Here is a 15,784-nt window from a genome sequence, read left to right as displayed (position 1 = left end):
GTTTATTGCCCCGCCATCCTCGGCGGTGCATACCGTCTATACGCCGTCGCGTATGCCGCCGTGCATGCGATCCAAGGATCATCCGTCCCGGTCCCTCCACGCCAGAGGCGAGACAGCAAACGCCCGTGCGGACCCTTGAGACAATCCGAAGAGACGACGGAGTAAAGATCCCCATGAACTGGACCGAACGCGTGTTCAAGCTGCAGGAACACGGCACCACGGTGCGCACCGAGCTGGTGGCAGGCCTCACGACCTTCCTCACGATGGCCTACATCATCTTCGTGAACCCATCGATCCTCGGCGATGCCGGCATGCCCAAGGATTCGGTCTTCGTGGCCACCTGCCTGATCGCCGCTTTAGGCACGACGATCATGGCCCTGTATGCGAACTACCCGATCGCGCTGGCGCCGGGCATGGGGCTCAACGCCTATTTCGCCTATGTCGTCGTGCTGCACATGGGCTTCACCTGGCAGGCGGCGCTGGGCGCGGTGTTCGTGTCGGGCTGCCTGTTCCTGGCGGTGTCGCTGCTGGGCCTGCGCGGGCTGATCATCCGGGCGATCCCGGTCTCGCTGCGCTATGCGATCACCGTCGGCATCGGCCTGTTCCTGGCGCTGATCGCGCTGAAGAGCGCCGGCATCGTGGCCGCCTCGCCGGCCACCTACGTGACCCTGGGCGACCTGCACAAGCCGCCCGCGCTGCTGGCGATCCTCGGCTTCGTGCTGATCGCCGTGCTGGACAAGCTCAAGGTACCGGGCGCCATCCTGATCGGCATCGTCACGGTGACGGTCCTGTCCTTCTTCTTCGCCGGCAACCAGTTCCACGGCGTGTTCTCGGCGCCGCCGTCGATCGAGCCGACCTTCCTGAAGCTGGACATCAAGGCCGCCTTCAGCGGCGGCGTGATCAACGTCATCCTGGTGTTCTTCCTGGTCGAGCTGTTCGATGCCACCGGCACGCTGATGGGCGTGGCCAAGCGCGCCGGCCTGCTGGTGCCGGGCAAGATGGAGCGGCTGAACCGCTCGCTGCTGGCCGACAGCGGCGCGATCTTCGCCGGAGCGCTGCTGGGCACCTCCAGCACGACGGCCTACGTGGAGAGCGCGGCCGGCGTGCAGGCCGGCGGCCGCACCGGCCTGACCGCGCTGACGGTGGCGCTGCTGTTCCTGGCCTGCCTGTTCATCGCCCCGCTGGCCGGCGTGGTGCCCGCCTATGCCACGGCGCCGGCGCTGTTCTTCGTCGCCTGCCTGATGCTGCGCGAGCTGACCGAGCTGGACTGGAACGACAGCACCGAGGTGATCCCCGCCACCGTGACGGCGCTGACGATGCCCTTCACCTACTCGATCGCCAACGGCCTGGCCTTCGGCTTCATCACCTATGCCGCGCTGAAGCTGTTCACCGGCAAGGGCCGTGAAGTCCACTGGATGCTCTGGCTGATCGCCGCGATCTTCCTCTTCAAGTACGCCTACGTCGGCGGATGAGATGGAGCCCCTCGCCCGGTCTCGCGGCGCTGAACGCGCGCGAGTCCGGTCGGTCCCCCGAGGGGACGTCACGACTGGCGGCATCGAGCCGCCAGCCGTGCCAGACGGGCCGGCTTGGGGCGGCCCGGCGCTCGGCCCGGAATGCACGCTGAATTGGGCAAAGAAAGCGCCCCGGCCGCTTGCGCGGTCGGGGCGTTGGCACAGGACACCGCCGAGGACGTCCGAAGACGTGGAGCTGCGGTGTGGAAGCGCGATTGCCTTGTGGACAACGAGGCGAATGATCCGCCGGGCGGCGCGGCCCTGATGCGCCGATCAGCGAGGCGGAATCCAGACATCTAATTGGCCGGGAAATCCCGGCCAATCCTCGCGAGGCAAGACCTGGCCCCGGGCCGCTCGGTCAGAAGGTTGTCCAGTCCCCGTCCGCCTCGGCCGGTGCGGCGGCCTTGGGTGCCGGTTTCGGCGCGGGCGGGCTGGCCGCCGGCCGCTTCGTTGCCGCCGGCGCCGCGGGCGCCCGGGCTTGCGCGGCCGGGGCGGGGCGCGGCGCTGGCGCCCTGGCGAGCGCGGCCGGGGCAGGCGGGCGATGCGCCACCGGCGCCGGTGGCAGCGACGCCTTCAGGCTGACGGCCGCGTTCGCCGCCAGCCGGAAGCTCGCCACCGCGGCCAGCAACTGCTTGGCCTGACTCTTCAGGCTCTCGCTGGCGGCGGCGCTCTCCTCCACCAGCGCGGCGTTCTGCTGGGTGGTGCGGTCCAGCTGGGTGATGGCCTCGCTGACCTGGCCGATGCCCGAGCTCTGCTCGCGGCTGGCGCTGCTGATCTCGCCCACCAGGTCGGCCAGCTTCTGCACCGAGGTGACGATCTCCTGGATCGTCTGCCCCGCCTTGTCGACCAGCGCGGTACCGTTCTGCACGCGTTCGACCGAGTCGCTGATCAGGCTCTTGATCTCCTTGGCCGCCTCGGCGCTGCGTTGGGCGAGCGAGCGGACTTCGCCCGCCACCACCGCGAAGCCGCGCCCCTGCTCGCCGGCCCGCGCGGCCTCCACCGCCGCGTTCAGGGCCAGGATATTGGTCTGGAAGGCGATGCCGTCGATCGTGCCGATGATGTCGGCGATGCGCCTGGAGCTGTCCTCGATGCCGCGCATCGTCGTCACCACCTCGCCCACCACCTGGCCGCCGTCGCGTGCCACCTGGGTGGCGCTCTGGGCCAGCTGGTTGGCGGCGGCGGCGTTCTCGGCGTTCTGGCGCACGGTGGCGTTGAGCTGTTCCATCGTGGCCGAGGTCTCCTCCAGCGAGGAGGCCTGCTCCTCGGTGCGGGAGGAGAGGTCGGCATTGCCCTGCGCGATCTCGGCGCTGGCGGTGGCCACCGAGTCGGCCCCGCTGCGCACGCTGGACACCGTGCCCAGCAGGCTCTGCTGCATGCGCGCCATCGCGGCCAGCAGCCGCGCGGTCTCGTTGCGGCCTTCCTCGTAGTCGATGCGCTGGCTGAGGTCGCCGTCGGCCACGCGGCCGGCCGCGTCGACCGCGTTGTTCAGCGGCGCCGTGATGGCCCGGATCAGCGCCGCCGCCATCGCCACGGCCACGAGGATGGCTATCACCGTGGCGCCGGCCATCCAGTAGGCGCCGCGGTGGAAGAGCTCATCCGCGTGCTTCACCGACTCGCCGGAGCCGACGACGTTGATCTCCATGATCGTGGAGAGATCCTTGATCGAGGCGAGGTAGGCGTCGCGCACCTCGCCGTACATCACGCCCTGGATCTCGGCATCCGGCGCGCTGACCTTGACCAGGCCCAGCGCCTTCTGCCCGCCGGCCTCCAGCTTGGCGAAGTTGGCCTTGAAGGAGGCATAGGCCGCCTTCTCGTCGCCCTCGGAGGGCAGGGCCTCGTACTCCTGCCGGTCCTTCTGCAGCTTGTCCAGGGCGGTCCTCATATTGCCCTGCGAGATGGAGATCTGCTGTTCGGTCTTCGCCGAGGCCTGCTGCAGCAGGCTGATGCGGTAGTCGGCCAGGTCGGCGCGCATCGCGCCGGCCATGCGGATCGTGGGCATCCAGTTGGTGTTCATCTGGACCGCTTCGTCCTGCATCGCCGACATGCGGGTGTAGGCGAAGATCGCCAGCAGCACCATCAGGACCAGCAGCACGATGTAGGACGAGGTCAACTGCCTCGCCACGCCCATCTTTCTCAGCGTCAGCATATGGTGGATCCTCCCGAAGCGTCGGGGCATTGTGGACCGGCCCTAACGCGCAAAGCAAGCGCAGCCCCGGCGGGCGGAATCAGGTGCGCCAGATGCGCGGCGGGCAGGGTTCGAGCTGCCAGGCCTGTCGGCGCCATGCGCGCCACACCTGGGTCAGGAGCGCGAACGCGGGCTCCACGCGATCGGCCAGCAGTCGCAGCACGACCAGGCCCGGCTCGGGCGCGGTGGCGCCGCAGGGCAGGGCCTTGTGCTCGCCCGCTGCGGCGCGTGCGGCTTCCAGCAGGGCCTCGCGCCGCGCGGCGGGCAGCGCCTCGCCGGCCGCGAACCACATCGTGGCCAGCACCGTGCGGCCAGCCAGGCCCAGCGGCGAGTCGAGCAGCGCGCGGTCCGTGCCGGCGTCGATGCGGCCACGCTCGAGCCAGCGGCCGGGCAGCTCGATCTGCTGCAGGTAGTGGCCGCGCGTGAAGGGCTTGCCGGCGGCCGGCAGGCCCAGGGCGGCAATGTCCCAGCCGATCATCTCGGCGCCGGGCGCGAGCTCGAAGCGCTGCCGGTTCTCGGCCAGCGCGGCGTCGTAGACCAGGGCCTCCAGCGGCAGCCATTCGAGCCGCGTGCCGGCGGCAAGGCGCGCCCGCACGGACTGCACGGCCGTCGGCCCGGCGCTGCGATAGAAGCGGGTCGCGCCGGGCGTGGTGAGCAGCGCGTGGCTGCCCCCGGCCAGCGTCATGTCCAGGTCCAGCGTGTCGCCGCCGACGACACCGCCCGGCGGGTGCACCAGCACATGGTGGCAGACGCCGGGCCCTTCCGGATAGAGCCGCTGCAGCACCCGCAGCGGGCCTTCGTGGCGGTCCAGCGCCGTGGTGCAGCCGTCGGCATCGCGCCGGTAGTCGAGGGTCAGGTGTCCATGCCAAGCCATGGGGGCGAGCTTACCTTCAGTGCTGGTGCGCGGCGGCCGGCGTCGCCGGCGTTGCGGCCGGCAGCAGCTTCAGCTTCGCCTGCCAGTCGGCCTGGCCCTGCACGCAGACCTGGCGCACCGGGAAGCTGAAGTCGCCGGCCTGGGCGGGCAGGCCGACGCGCAGCACGAATTCGTCGTACCAGTCGTCCTGCAACTGGTCCTCGGCGCCGCGGGCGGTCCAGCTGATCTGGTTGGCGGCCGGCCGGGCGATCGTCCAGCCGGCCTTGGGCATGGGCTTGGCGCCGCGCACGCCTTCGGGCAGCGTGACGATCACCTGCCGCGTGGCCGAACCCTCGCAGCCGTGGCCGACCTTGAAGACGGCCCGGTAGGAGGAAGCTGCCGGTGCTTCGGGCTGCTCCAGCGTGATGTGGGCCCGGGCGGCGAATGTGGCCAGCGCGAGCAGGGCGAGGGTCAGGTGTTGCTTCATGTGATCTGTCTCCTCAGAGGCTGAACTGCAGCTCGGCGTTGTAGCTGCGCTGCGAATAGGGATGGAAGGCCCAGTACTGGTAGTTGTTCAGGTTGTCGATGCCGGCGGCCACCGACCACTGCCGGTTGATGACGTAGCGCAGCCGCACGTCGGTCGTGAAGAACTTCGAGAAACCCATGTAGGCGAAGCCGTTCGGATCGCTGTTGTTCAGCGTGCCGTACTGGCGGCCCGAGTAGCGCGCGCCGAAGCTGGCGCTGAGATCGGGCGTCAGCGCATAGCTGGCCAGCAGCGAGGCGCGCCACTTCGGCACGCGGGGCTGCTGCCTGCCGATGGTGTCGCCGGGCGTGCTGACGAAGCCGTCGTTGGCCCGGATCGTCGAATCGGCGTAGGTGATCGAGGCCGACAGGTCCAGGCCGCGGGCGAGCAGGTCGGCGGCCTGCAGCACGGCCTCCACGCCGGTGGTGACGACGCGGCCGATGTTCTGCACGCTGCTGACCGTCTGTGTGCCGACGACGCTGGACTGCGAGTACAGCGCGTTGCGCGTGTCCTCGTGGAACAGGCTCAGGCGCAGCTGCTGGCCGCTCATGCCCCACAGCGCGGCCAGCTCGGTGGTCCAGCCCTTCTCCGGCTTCAGATCGGGGTTGGTGACCGGGTCGCCGGGCACATAGGCGCCGCTGCTGCTGAGCCCGCCCTGGTACAGCTCGGTGGCGGTCGGGTAGCGCACGGCGCGGCCGGTGGAGAGCTTCAGGGTCAGGTCTTGCGCGGCCTGCCAGCCGAGGGCGAGCTTGGGCGACAGGTCGGTCTCGCTGCGCGAGCCGAAGGCGACGCTGCGCCCGTCCGACGCGGTCTTGCTGCCCTCGCTCGCCTGCCAGTGCTCGGCGCGCAGGCCCAGCATCGCCTGCAGGCCGGCGCCGGGGTTCCAGCTGTCCTGCGCAAAGGCGCTGGTGAGCGCGGTGCGGCCGGAGAATGCGGTGAACAGGCTGGTCGCGTCGCCGGCGATCCAGTCCGCTGTGTTGCTGACGCGCTGGCGGTAGCGGTAGCGCTCGGCCTGCAGGCCGAAGTCGATCGTGTGGGCGCCGGGCCGCAGCACGCCGCGGGCGGCCAGCGTGGTCCAGCCGGTGCCGCCCAGGTCGGTCAGGCGGCCATTGCTGGTGCTTGCGCTGGAGGCGGCCGCGGGCAGCGCGACGAGCGAGCTGCGCGCCTGGTCCTTCGCATAGTCGTAGGCGCTGGCGGCGAGCTCCCAGTCGAAGAAGCCGCGGGCGTTCTGCTTCAGCGATAAGCCGGCCATGCGGTGTTCCAGCGTCTCGCGGCTGAGGCCGAAGTCGGTGGCGGCCAGCGTGTAGCCCTGGCCGCCGATGGCGACCGGGCCGCTGTACACCGGCTGGCCGGCGGCGTCCTGCAGATAGCTGTGCGGATTGCCTTCGGACCGGTTGCGCCACAGGCCCAGCGTCAGGCTGGCGCGCAGGGCGGGGTTCAGGTCGTAGGCGAGCTTGAGCTTGGCATGGTCCTGCACGGTGTCGTACTGGGTGCCGGCGCCGAGGATCTTCCAGGGCGTGTTGCTCTTGTCCAGTCCGTCGACCGAACCCGTTACCTGAGCGGCGCCGGCGGCCGGCGCGGCCTTCGAGACCGGCTTGGTGACGAAGGTCAGCGGCTGGCCGTCGCTGTCCAGCCGGTTGAGGTTGATCCACCAGGCGAAGGCACCCGCGCGGTCGCCCAGCGAGGCACTGACCGAATGGCTGCCATAGGTCTCGTGGGTGTTGTACAGATCGAAGGGCTGGCGTTCGACGGCCACCTTGGCATGAGCCTCGAAGCCGCGCGGCATGCGGGTCTGGTAGTCCACCACGGCGCCGGCCGAGTTGCCGGCGTAGGCGGCAGAGAAGGGGCCGTAGAGCACGTCCACCCGCTCGATCTCCTCGGGCGTGACCAGGCCCCAGCGCGGCGCGAAGGTGGCGCCGTTGCCGAGCAGGTTGGACAGCAGGATGCCGTCGGCGAAGACCAGCGAGCGTGCGCTGTTGCCGGTGCCCGAGGCGCGGGTGGACAGCACCGCGTGGTTGTAGTCGCCGTCGTAGCGCTTGCGCACCAGCAGGCTGGGCAGGTATTTCAGCGCGTCCTCGGCGTCGCTGGCGTTGATGCTGCGCTCGATGTCGGCGCCGGTGAGGCCTTCGATGGTGCTGGGCAGGTGCGTGGGCAGCGACGTGGGGGCGGCGCTGCCGCTGACGGTGACCAGGCCCAGCTGGCGGACCGGGGCGGACGAGTCGGGCTGCTGCGGGCTGAGCTGCGGCGTGGGCGCGGCGGGCTCGTCGTCGCCGCAGTCCTCGCAGGCGAGGGCGGCGTGGCAGTGCGCGGCCAGCAGGGCCAGCGCGGGCAGGTAGAACTTCTTGTGCATGGAACTTCCGGGTGAGAACGGCGTGCAGGCCGCGCCGTTCCAAAAGGGGAACGGCCGCGGTGCGGGCGTGGACTCAGGCGGAAGCGGGCGGGGCGCGGGCCGGCGCGGCGCGCCAGGCGTGGGCGGTGACCGAGGCGCTGAAGAAGCGCTCGGGCATCGGGAAGGACAGGCCGGTGGCCAGCGGCAGGGCCGGCGGCGTGGGCGGCAGCGCGAGGTCGGCCGCGTGGGCGTGGCACATCGCGCAGTGGCCCATCGTCAGCATGTCCAGCGCGGGGTTGCCGGTGTCGCCGCGCGGGTTGGTCGTGCTGGTGCTGGAGCAGATCTGCTGCCAGGCGTAGTCGCCCCGCGCGTGGCTCAGCGCCGCGCTGATGCCCGGCGCGAGCATGCCCAGCACCAGGATCGCGAGGGCGAACCAGGCTTGCAGGCGGTGCGTGTGAGTGCGGCGCAAGGGGCAGGCGGTTTCAGGGCTAACACCGAAGTTTAGCGGTATCGGATGGGCATACTGCGGAAGCCCGCTCAGAGGCATCGAGGAGACTGGATATGCGCATCTCGACCCCGTTCGCCCTGGCCGCCGCCTTCGCTGCCGGCCTGCTGCTCTCGCCCGCCGCCCAGCGCCTGCTGGCGCCCGAGGCCCATGCCCAGGCCGCGGCGCTCAGCCCGGCGATGATCGACCTGACGGCGATCAAGCACGGCGACCTGCCCGCCACGCCCAACCCGCAGATGAACTCGCGGGCGCTGGTCGTCACCGACAACGCGACGATCGCGCTGCAGTCCGGCAACGTGGCCAAGCACATCCATCCGAAGACGGACGAGATCCAGTACATCGTCGAGGGCAGCGGCGCGATGTGGCTGGGCGGCGAGCGCCACGAGTTCAAGCCCGGCACGCTGATCGTGATCCCCAAGGGCACGCCGCACGGCGGCACGATCGTCGCGAGCGGCCCGGTCAAGGCCATCGCGATCAAGATCCCGCCGCAGCCGAAGGACGACGTGACTTTCGTGGATTAGCGGCCAACCCGAACGGGACCACTAGGCGAGCATGTCGCGCAGCATCCGCGCGACGACCTTGGTCGCGCGGCGCAGGTCTTCCAGCACCAGGTGTTCGTCCGAGCGCTTGGCATTGCTCTCGAACACCGTGCGCGGGCCGGCGCCGTAGATGGCGGCGGGGATGCCGGCCTCGCCGTACAGGCGCACGTCGGTGTACAGCGGCGTGCCGGAGGTGGGGATGGGCTCGCCGAAGACGGCCTCGCCGTGCTTCTGCAGCGCGTCGACCAGCGGCTTGTTGGCCGGCGAGGGCTTCAGCGAGCGGGCCAGCAGCAGGCGCTTGATCTCGACGGTGATGCCGGGGAAGGAAGCGGCCGCGTCGGCGATCACCTGGCGGATCTCGGCCTCGACCGTCGTCGGGTCTTCCTCGGGGATCATCCGGCGGTCCAGCTTCAGCACCACCTTGCCGGGCACGACATTGGTGTTGGTGCCGCCCTCGATGCGGCCGACGTTCAGGTACGGGTGCTTGATGCCATCGACCTTGCTCGTGATCTGCCGGTACTTCGTGTTCTGGGCGTACAGCGCGTTGAGGACGGTGACCGCGCCCTGCAGCGCATCGACGCCGGTGTCGGGGATCGCCGCGTGGGCCATCTTGCCGTGCACCGTGACTTCCATCTGCAGGCAGCCGTTGTGGGCGGTGACGACCTGGTAGCTGAAGCCGGCGGCCAGCAGGTAGTCGGGCTTGGTCAGCTTGTGGGCCAGCAGCCAGCCGGGGCCCAGTTCGCCGCCGTACTCTTCGTCGTAGGTGAAGTGCAGCTCGACGCCGCCCTTCAGCGGCGCGTTCAGCGATTCGAGCGCGCGGAGCGCGAAGGTGAAGGTGGAGAAGTCGCTCTTGCTGACCGCGGCGGCGCGGCCGTAGAGCTTGCCGTCCACGATCTCGCCGCTGTAGGGGCCGTGGGTCCAGCCCTCGCCCGGCGGCACCACGTCGCCATGGGCGTTCAGCGCCACGATCGGGCCGCCGTCGCCGTAGCGGCGGCGCACGATCAGGTTGGTGATCGACTCGAGGCCGTAGGCCTTCACTTCGGCGGCGGGCACCGGATAGGCGTCCGCGGGCAGGTCGAAGCCGGCCAGCAGTTCCTTGGTGCGCTCCGCGTGCGGCGCGTTGTTGCCGGGCGGCGTGTCGGTGGGCACCTGCACCAGCGCCTGCAGGAACCTCACCTGCTCGTCGAAGTGGGCGTCGATCCAGGCGTCGATCTTGTCGTAGTCGGTGCTCATTGAATGTTTTCCAGGAGGTGTTGGAAGGCGCGGACGCACAGCTCCGCGTCGTCGTTGGTGATGGTTTCCAGCGGGTTGTGGCTGATGCCCGAGTTGCCGCCGCGCAGGAACAGCATCGCCTGCGGCAGCATCTCGTGGATCTTCATCGCGTCGTGACCGGCGCCGGAGGGCATGCGGAAGATGGGCAGGCCCTGGGCGGCGACCGCGGCCTCCCAGCGCTGCTGCCAGCGCGGGTCGCTCGGCGCGGCGTCGGCGGCGACGGTCTGCGTCAGCGTCCAGTGCAGGCCGCGGCGCTCGCAGATGCGTTGCAGCTCCGCCTTGACGTCGGCGTCGATCGCATCGCGGGCCTCGTTGTTCGTCGCGCGCAGGTCCAGGCTGAACTTGCAGCGGCCCGGCACGACGTTGATCGAGCCGGCCGGCACTTCCAGCATGCCGACGGTGCCGACCACATGCTCGACCGCAGCCGCGCGCTTCTCGACGAACAGGATCAGCTCGGCCACCGCGGCGGCCGCATCGCGCCGGCGGTCCATCGGCGTGGTGCCGGCATGCGAGGCCTGGCCGATCACCTCGCCCACATAGCGCCTGCTGCCGTTGATCGAGGTGACGATGCCCAGCGGCAGGTCGATCTCGTTGAGCACCGGGCCCTGCTCGATGTGCACCTCCACATAACCGAGATACCGGGCGGGGTCGCGCTTCAGCGGGGCGATCGATTCGAGCGTGGCCGGCTTGTCGGCGGCCAGCATCGCGGAGCGCATCGTCACGCCGTCGGCATCGCATTGCGTCAGCCAGGCCGGGTCGAAATCGCCGGTCAGCGCGCCGGAGCCGAGGAAGGTGGCCTTGTAGCGCTGGCCTTCTTCTTCGGCAAAGCCCACCACCTCGAAGCCGAAGGGCAGGCGCTTGCCGGCGCGCTTGAGTTCCTTCACGCAGGCCATCGGCACGAAGATGCCCAGCCGCCCGTCGTACTTGCCGCCGTTGCGCACGGTGTCGAAGTGGGAGCCGGTCAGGAGGCGCTTCGCGTTGATGTCGCTGCCGTGATACACGCCGACGACGTTGCCGACCGCATCGATCGTCGCTTCGTCGAAGCCGCAGTCGTGCAGCATCCAGCGGCGCAGTTGCTCGGCGCAGGCCTGGTGGGCCTCGGTCAGGTAGGTGACGGTCAGCTGGCCCTTTTCCTTGAAGCCGGGGTCGGAGTGGACGGCCAGCGCCTCCGCCCAGTCCCATACCAGGTTGCCCAGCTCGGGGCTGGCGGCGAACTTGTCGTTGAGGCGGATCTCGGCGATGCGGTGGATGTTGCGCAGGCACTCGGCCAGCTCGAAGTCGGGGTGGCCTTCGAGGCGCCGCGCGAAGGTGGCGATGATCTCGGCCTTGGGCAGGCCGCGCCCGCGCGGGCCGCGCACCGCCAGGATGAAGGGGAAGCCGAAGCGCGCGTTGTAGTCGGCGTTGAGCTGCTGGATGCGGGCGAATTCCTCGGGCGTGCAGTCGGTGAGGCCGGCCTTGGTCTGCTCGTTGGTGGACTCGGCGGTCAGTGTCTTGCTGACCATCGCCTTGCCGGCCAGCTCGGGGTGGGCGCGGATCAGGGCGAGCTGTTCCTCGCGGGTGGCGGTGCGGACGACGTCGGCCAGCGCGTGCTTCAGTGCGGCGAGGCTGGGGAAACCGCGAGGAGGCCGGGCCGCATGGGCGCGCTCGGCGATCCAGGGCGAGTGTTCGTAGGTGCCGTCGAGCATGCGGACGAATTCGTCCTGGCCGGCGGTGTTCAATGCGTCGAGATTCATCGTTACTGCTCCGAAGTCATTCCCAGATGAAGGCGGTCTTGGCGTCGAACGGATGGACCTCGCGCCAATGGCGGGCGATGTCCACCCGCTTGCAGATCCAGACCCTGTCATGCGCCTCGATGTGGTCGAGGAAGCGCTGCAGCGCGCGCATCCGCCCCGGCCGGCCGAGCAGCCGGCAGTGCATGCCGATGCTCATCATCCGGGGCGACTCCGCGCCTTCCTCGTACAGCACGTCGAAGCTGTCCTTCAGGTACTGGAAGAAGGGATCGCCGTGGCTGAAGCCCTGGGGCAGGGCGAAGCGCATGTCGTTGCAGTCCAGCGTGTAGGGCACGATCAGCTGCGGCGCCAGTTGCCCATCGGTCTTGCGCACGTTGAGCCAGAAGGGCAGGTCGTCGCCGTAGTAGTCGCTGTCGTAGTCGAAGCCGCCGTAGTCGGCCACCAGGCGGCGGGTGCGCGGGCTGTCGCGGCCGGTGTACCAGCCGGTGGCGCGGTTCAGCGTCAGCTTCTGGATCGCTTCCATGCCGAGGCGCATGTGCTCGCGCTCGGTGGCCTCGTCGACGTTCTGGTAGTGGATCCAGCGCCAGCCGTGGCAGGCGATCTCGTGGTCCAGCTCGACGAAGGCCTGGGTCAGCTCGGGGTGCCGCTTCAGCGCCATGCCCACGCCGAACACGGTCAGCGGCAGCGCGCGCTTCTCGAACTCCTTGAGCAGCCGCCACACGCCGACGCGCGAGCCGTACTCGTAGATGCCTTCCATGCTCAGGTGCCGGTCCGGGTAGGCGGCCGGGTTGAACATCTCGGACAGGAACTGCTCGCTGCCGGCATCGCCGTGCAGCACCGAGTTCTCGCCGCCCTCCTCGTAGTTGAGGACGAACTGCACCGCGACGCGGGCATTGCCGGGCCATTGCGCGTGGGGTGGGTTCTCGCCGTAGCCGACGAGGTCGCGGGGATAGCGTGGGGAGGTCATCGTGTCAGCACTTCCGAAAGGTCTTGGACGCGCGGCTTCAGCCGCAGGTTCGACTCGACATTGCCCAGGTGGGAGCCGAGCAGCTTGACGGCCGCCTTGCCGTCCCGTGCGGCGAGCGCATCGACGATGGCCGAGTGCTCGGCATGGGATTCGGCGGCGGAATGGGAGCTCTGGTACATCAGCGAGATCAGCGAGCTGCGCGAGAGCAGGTCGGTCAGCAACTGGGCCAGCACCTCGTTGCCCTGCATCTGCGCCAGGATCACGTGGAAATCGGCCAGCAGCCGGGTGCGGCCGGGCACGTCGGTGATCTTCAGCGCCTCGGCCTCGTCCTTCAGGTGGCGGCGCAGTTGCGCGAGCTGCTCGTTGGTGATGGTCTTGGCCAGCCGGGTGAGCATCGCGGTCTCGAGCATGGTGCGCACCTCGAAGACCTGGTGCGCCTCCTCGACGCTGGGCTCGGCCACGAAGGCGCCGCGGGCGGGCGTCAGCGTGACGAGGCGGTCGCGGCTGAGCTGGTTCAGCGCCTGGCGCACGAGCGTGCGGGAGACCTTGTAGATGTCCGCGAGCTTCTGCTCTGCCAGCTTGGTGCCGGGCATCAGGCGGCGTTCGACGATGGCCTGCGTGATGGACGCCGCGATCTTGTCCGTTGCCGAAACTGGAGCTGCTGTTTTTGATTTGGCTGACATTGTGTGCTGAAGTGTATACACTTTCGCCAGATTTCCAAGCCACCAAGGAGTTCTGAAAGATGGGCAAGCTGACGACGCACGTGCTGGACACGGTGCATGGTTCCCCGGCCGCGGGCATGGCGGTCCGCCTCTATCGTCTCGGCCGCGACGGCGCCGCCGAGGAGTTGAAGTCGATCACCCTGAACCACGACGGCCGCGCCGACGCCCCGCTGCTGGAAGGCGCCGCGCTGCTGCCGGGCCGCTACCGGCTGGTGTTCTCCGTCGCCCCGTACTTCCGCGGCCGCGGCGCGCTGCTGCCGGAGCCGGCCTTCCTCGACGAGGTGCCGCTGGACTTCGGCATCGCCGACACGAATTCCCACTACCACGTGCCGCTGCTGGCGAGCCCGTGGAGCTATTCCACCTACCGCGGCAGCTGAGGCAAGACCATGCGGGCCTGGCAGGCATTGACGCGATCGCTGGACCACGGTCCCGCGGTGCTTGTCAGCGTCCACGCGGTGCAGGGCAGCGGCCCGCGCGAGGTGGGCGCCTGGATGGCGCTGACGACCAGCGGCGAGCTGATCGGCACGATCGGCGGCGGCCAGCTGGAATTCGACGCCATTGCCCATGCCAACGAGTTGCTGGACGCCGCCGTCCCGTCAGATGAAATCCGGCGTTATGCGCTGGGCCCGAGCCTGGGCCAGTGCTGCGGCGGCGTGGTCTACCTGCGCTATGAATGCCTGGACACCGTGCCCGCCGAGGGCCTGCGCGGCCGCCTCGCGCAGGAGGCCGAGGTGCTGCAGGTGGGCCTGTTCGGCGGCGGGCATGTGGGCCGCGCCATCGTCGACCTGCTGGGCAAGCTGCCGGCCGAGACGTTCTGGGTGGACAGCCGCGACGAGATCTTCCCGCCGGCCCTGCCGGACAACGTGCGCGCCGAGCATTCCGACCCGGTGCAGGCGGCGGTGCGCGACCTGGTGCCCGGCTCGCGCGTGCTGATCATGAGCTTCAGCCATGCCGAGGACCTGGACATCGTCGCCGCCTGCCTGCAGCGCCAGCGCGAGCGGCGCGACCTGCCCTTCATCGGCCTGATCGGCAGCAAGAGCAAGTGGGCGGCCTTCCGCCACCGGCTGGAGGCCCGCGGCTTCACCGAGGCCGAGATCGGGCACGTGACCTGCCCCATCGGCGTGCCCGGCATCGAGGGCAAGCAGCCCGCGGTGATCGCGATCGCGGTCGTGGCGCAGCTCCTGGGCGGCTGATTCCGTGCCGAAAGTCGCCGAAATCCCGCCGACGTAACTTTTCCCGCTCAAGCTTTCCCCGTTCCGGTCGCTTATCGCCCATAACGTCCAAGTTGGACGGAGAATCCGGGCGTCTGATCCGGACCGATCGGCACCCCCCGCTTCACGCTGCGGGCGGGTGGCTGTGTTTCCACGCAGCGGGACAAGGGAGATAGCTCAATGAGCACGTTCAGTGACATGCGCATCCGCACCAAGCTGATGCTGGGCTTCGCTGCGTTGGCAGCGGTCGTGGTGGGGCTGTCGGCCCTGTCCTTGCACTCGCTCGGCGGCGCCAATGCGCGGCTGACCGACTACCTGCACGGCATCGGCGAGCGCGAGGCGCTGGCCAAGCAGGTGCGCGACGCGGCCAACGAACGCGGCATCGCGGCACGCAACCTGGTGCTGGTCAGCGAGGATAGTGATCGCTCGATCGAGAAGGCGGCCGTCACCCAGGCCCACCAGCAGATGCAGGAGCGCCTGGCCGCGATGAAGAAGCGGCTCACCGGCGACAGCCCCGGTGTCACCGAGCGGGAGCGGGCCCTGTTCGGCAAGCTGGAAGAGGTGGAATCCCGCTACGGCCCGGTGGCCCTGGACATCGTCAACAAGGCGCTGAACGGCGAGCGGGACGCGGCGATGGTCCGCATCGTCAAGGACTGCCGGCCGCTGCTGGTGGAGCTGATGAAGGCGATCGGCGAGGTGGTCGCCTACGACCAGACCCAGGCCGATGCCTGGACGGCCGCCGCGGCCGGCGAGTACAAGCGTGACATGGCCATCAGCATCGCCATGTGCGTCGTTGCGGCGCTGGCTGCGGTGGTGCTGGGCTGGATGCTGAGCCAGTCGGTGACCGTGCCGCTGCAGCGGGCGGTGAAGCTGGCCGAGGCGGTAGCCGCCGGCGACCTGAGCAGCCGCATCGAGGTGGATCGCGCCGACGAGACCGGCATGCTGCTGGCCGCGCTGAAGACGATGAACGAGAACCTGGGCGAGATGGTGGCGCGGGTGCGCCAGTCGGCCGACGGCATCGCCACCGCCTCGGCCGAGATCTCGGTGGGCAACCAGGACCTGTCCAACCGCACCGAGCAGCAGGCCAGCTCGCTGCAGCAGACGGCCGCCTCGATGCAGCAGATGACCGAGGCGGTGCAGCAGAGTGCGGACACCTCGCGCCAGGCCAGCCAGCTGGCCAACTCGGCCGCCGAGGTGGCCGGACGGGGCGGCGAGGTGGTGGGGCGCGTGGTCGGCACGATGAGCGAGATCAGCGAGTCGAGCCGGCGCATCGCCGACATCATCGGCACCATCGACGGCATCGCCTTCCAGACCAACATCCTGGCGTTGAACGCGGCCGTCGAGGCGGCGCGGGCCGGCGAGCAGGGCCGCGGCTTTGCCGTGGTGGCCGGCGAGGTGCGCACGCTGGCCCAGCGCAGCGCCCAGGCGGCGCGCGAG

14 protein-coding genes are annotated in these 15,784 nt (G+C 69.8%); 5 read left to right on the top strand and 9 right to left on the bottom strand.

Annotation, left to right across the window (positions count from 1 at the left end):
• Window positions 1-173 precede the first annotated feature (173 nt).
• Window positions 174-1,472: an NCS2 family permease gene (locus B0W88_RS01365; RefSeq protein WP_077032850.1), complete on the top strand. Its 1,299-nt coding sequence runs from the start codon at window positions 174-176 to the stop codon at window positions 1,470-1,472.
• Between the two features lie 397 nt (window positions 1,473-1,869).
• Here B0W88_RS01365 and B0W88_RS01360 read toward each other — a convergent pair whose 3' ends face one another.
• The 5 genes from B0W88_RS01360 to B0W88_RS01340 all read right to left on the bottom strand — a co-directional run bounded on the left by B0W88_RS01360 (window position 1,870) and on the right by B0W88_RS01340 (window position 7,870).
• Window positions 1,870-3,657 (bottom strand): methyl-accepting chemotaxis protein, encoded by a 1,788-nt coding sequence (locus B0W88_RS01360; RefSeq protein WP_304442562.1) that lies wholly within the window; start codon window positions 3,655-3,657, stop codon window positions 1,870-1,872.
• 79 nt (window positions 3,658-3,736) lie between these two features.
• Window positions 3,737-4,570: an urease accessory protein UreD gene (locus B0W88_RS01355; protein ID WP_077032849.1), complete on the bottom strand. Its 834-nt coding sequence runs from the start codon at window positions 4,568-4,570 to the stop codon at window positions 3,737-3,739.
• 16 nt (window positions 4,571-4,586) lie between these two features.
• Window positions 4,587-5,036, bottom strand: coding sequence for a YcnI family protein (locus B0W88_RS01350; protein WP_077032848.1), 450 nt, complete (start codon window positions 5,034-5,036; stop codon window positions 4,587-4,589).
• A 13-nt stretch (window positions 5,037-5,049) separates the two neighbouring features.
• Window positions 5,050-7,422, bottom strand: a complete 2,373-nt coding sequence (locus tag B0W88_RS01345; RefSeq protein WP_083748489.1) for a TonB-dependent receptor — start codon at window positions 7,420-7,422, stop codon at window positions 5,050-5,052.
• A 73-nt stretch (window positions 7,423-7,495) separates the two neighbouring features.
• Window positions 7,496-7,870, bottom strand: coding sequence for a DUF2946 family protein (locus B0W88_RS01340; protein WP_077032847.1), 375 nt, complete (start codon window positions 7,868-7,870; stop codon window positions 7,496-7,498).
• A 92-nt stretch (window positions 7,871-7,962) separates the two neighbouring features.
• Between B0W88_RS01340 and B0W88_RS01335 the strand changes: the two genes are divergently transcribed.
• Window positions 7,963-8,427: a cupin domain-containing protein gene (locus B0W88_RS01335; RefSeq protein ID WP_077032846.1), complete on the top strand. Its 465-nt coding sequence runs from the start codon at window positions 7,963-7,965 to the stop codon at window positions 8,425-8,427.
• Window positions 8,428-8,448: 21 nt separating this feature from the next.
• Here B0W88_RS01335 and B0W88_RS01330 read toward each other — a convergent pair whose 3' ends face one another.
• Genes B0W88_RS01330 through B0W88_RS01315 form a run of 4 tightly spaced genes read right to left on the bottom strand, consistent with a single transcriptional unit; the run spans window position 8,449 to window position 13,097 of the window.
• Window positions 8,449-9,678, bottom strand: coding sequence for a M20/M25/M40 family metallo-hydrolase (locus B0W88_RS01330; RefSeq protein WP_077032845.1), 1,230 nt, complete (start codon window positions 9,676-9,678; stop codon window positions 8,449-8,451).
• Window positions 9,675-11,450, bottom strand: a complete 1,776-nt coding sequence (uraD, locus tag B0W88_RS01325; protein WP_077032844.1) for a 2-oxo-4-hydroxy-4-carboxy-5-ureidoimidazoline decarboxylase — start codon at window positions 11,448-11,450, stop codon at window positions 9,675-9,677. Before uraD ends, B0W88_RS01330 begins: the two co-directional genes overlap by 4 nt.
• Window positions 11,451-11,466: 16 nt before the next feature.
• A complete protein-coding gene (puuE, locus tag B0W88_RS01320; protein ID WP_077032843.1) occupies window positions 11,467-12,414 on the bottom strand; it encodes an allantoinase PuuE in 948 nt (315 codons plus the stop codon).
• Window positions 12,411-13,097, bottom strand: coding sequence for a GntR family transcriptional regulator (locus B0W88_RS01315; RefSeq protein WP_077032842.1), 687 nt, complete (start codon window positions 13,095-13,097; stop codon window positions 12,411-12,413). The genes puuE and B0W88_RS01315 overlap by 4 nt, the downstream gene beginning before the upstream one ends.
• A gap of 59 nt (window positions 13,098-13,156) precedes the next feature.
• Here B0W88_RS01315 and uraH point away from each other — a divergent pair, with 59 nt between their 5' ends.
• The 3 genes from uraH to B0W88_RS35080 form a co-directional block, all read left to right on the top strand.
• A complete protein-coding gene (gene uraH, locus B0W88_RS01310; protein ID WP_077032841.1) occupies window positions 13,157-13,513 on the top strand; it encodes a hydroxyisourate hydrolase in 357 nt (118 codons plus the stop codon).
• A 9-nt stretch (window positions 13,514-13,522) separates the two neighbouring features.
• Complete coding sequence (gene xdhC, locus B0W88_RS01305; protein ID WP_077032840.1) at window positions 13,523-14,329, top strand: xanthine dehydrogenase accessory protein XdhC; 807 nt, start codon at window positions 13,523-13,525, stop codon at window positions 14,327-14,329.
• A 198-nt stretch (window positions 14,330-14,527) separates the two neighbouring features.
• Window positions 14,528-15,784: methyl-accepting chemotaxis protein (locus B0W88_RS35080; protein WP_144006531.1), on the top strand; the 1,257-nt coding region annotated here is incomplete at its 3' end.

This window comes from Pelomonas sp. KK5, from assembly GCF_001984095.1.
Lineage (GTDB): Bacteria > Pseudomonadota > Gammaproteobacteria > Burkholderiales > Burkholderiaceae_C > KK5.
The sequence above is the reverse complement of the archived record's forward strand: the minus strand, read 5'-3'. Positions and strand labels throughout refer to the sequence as shown.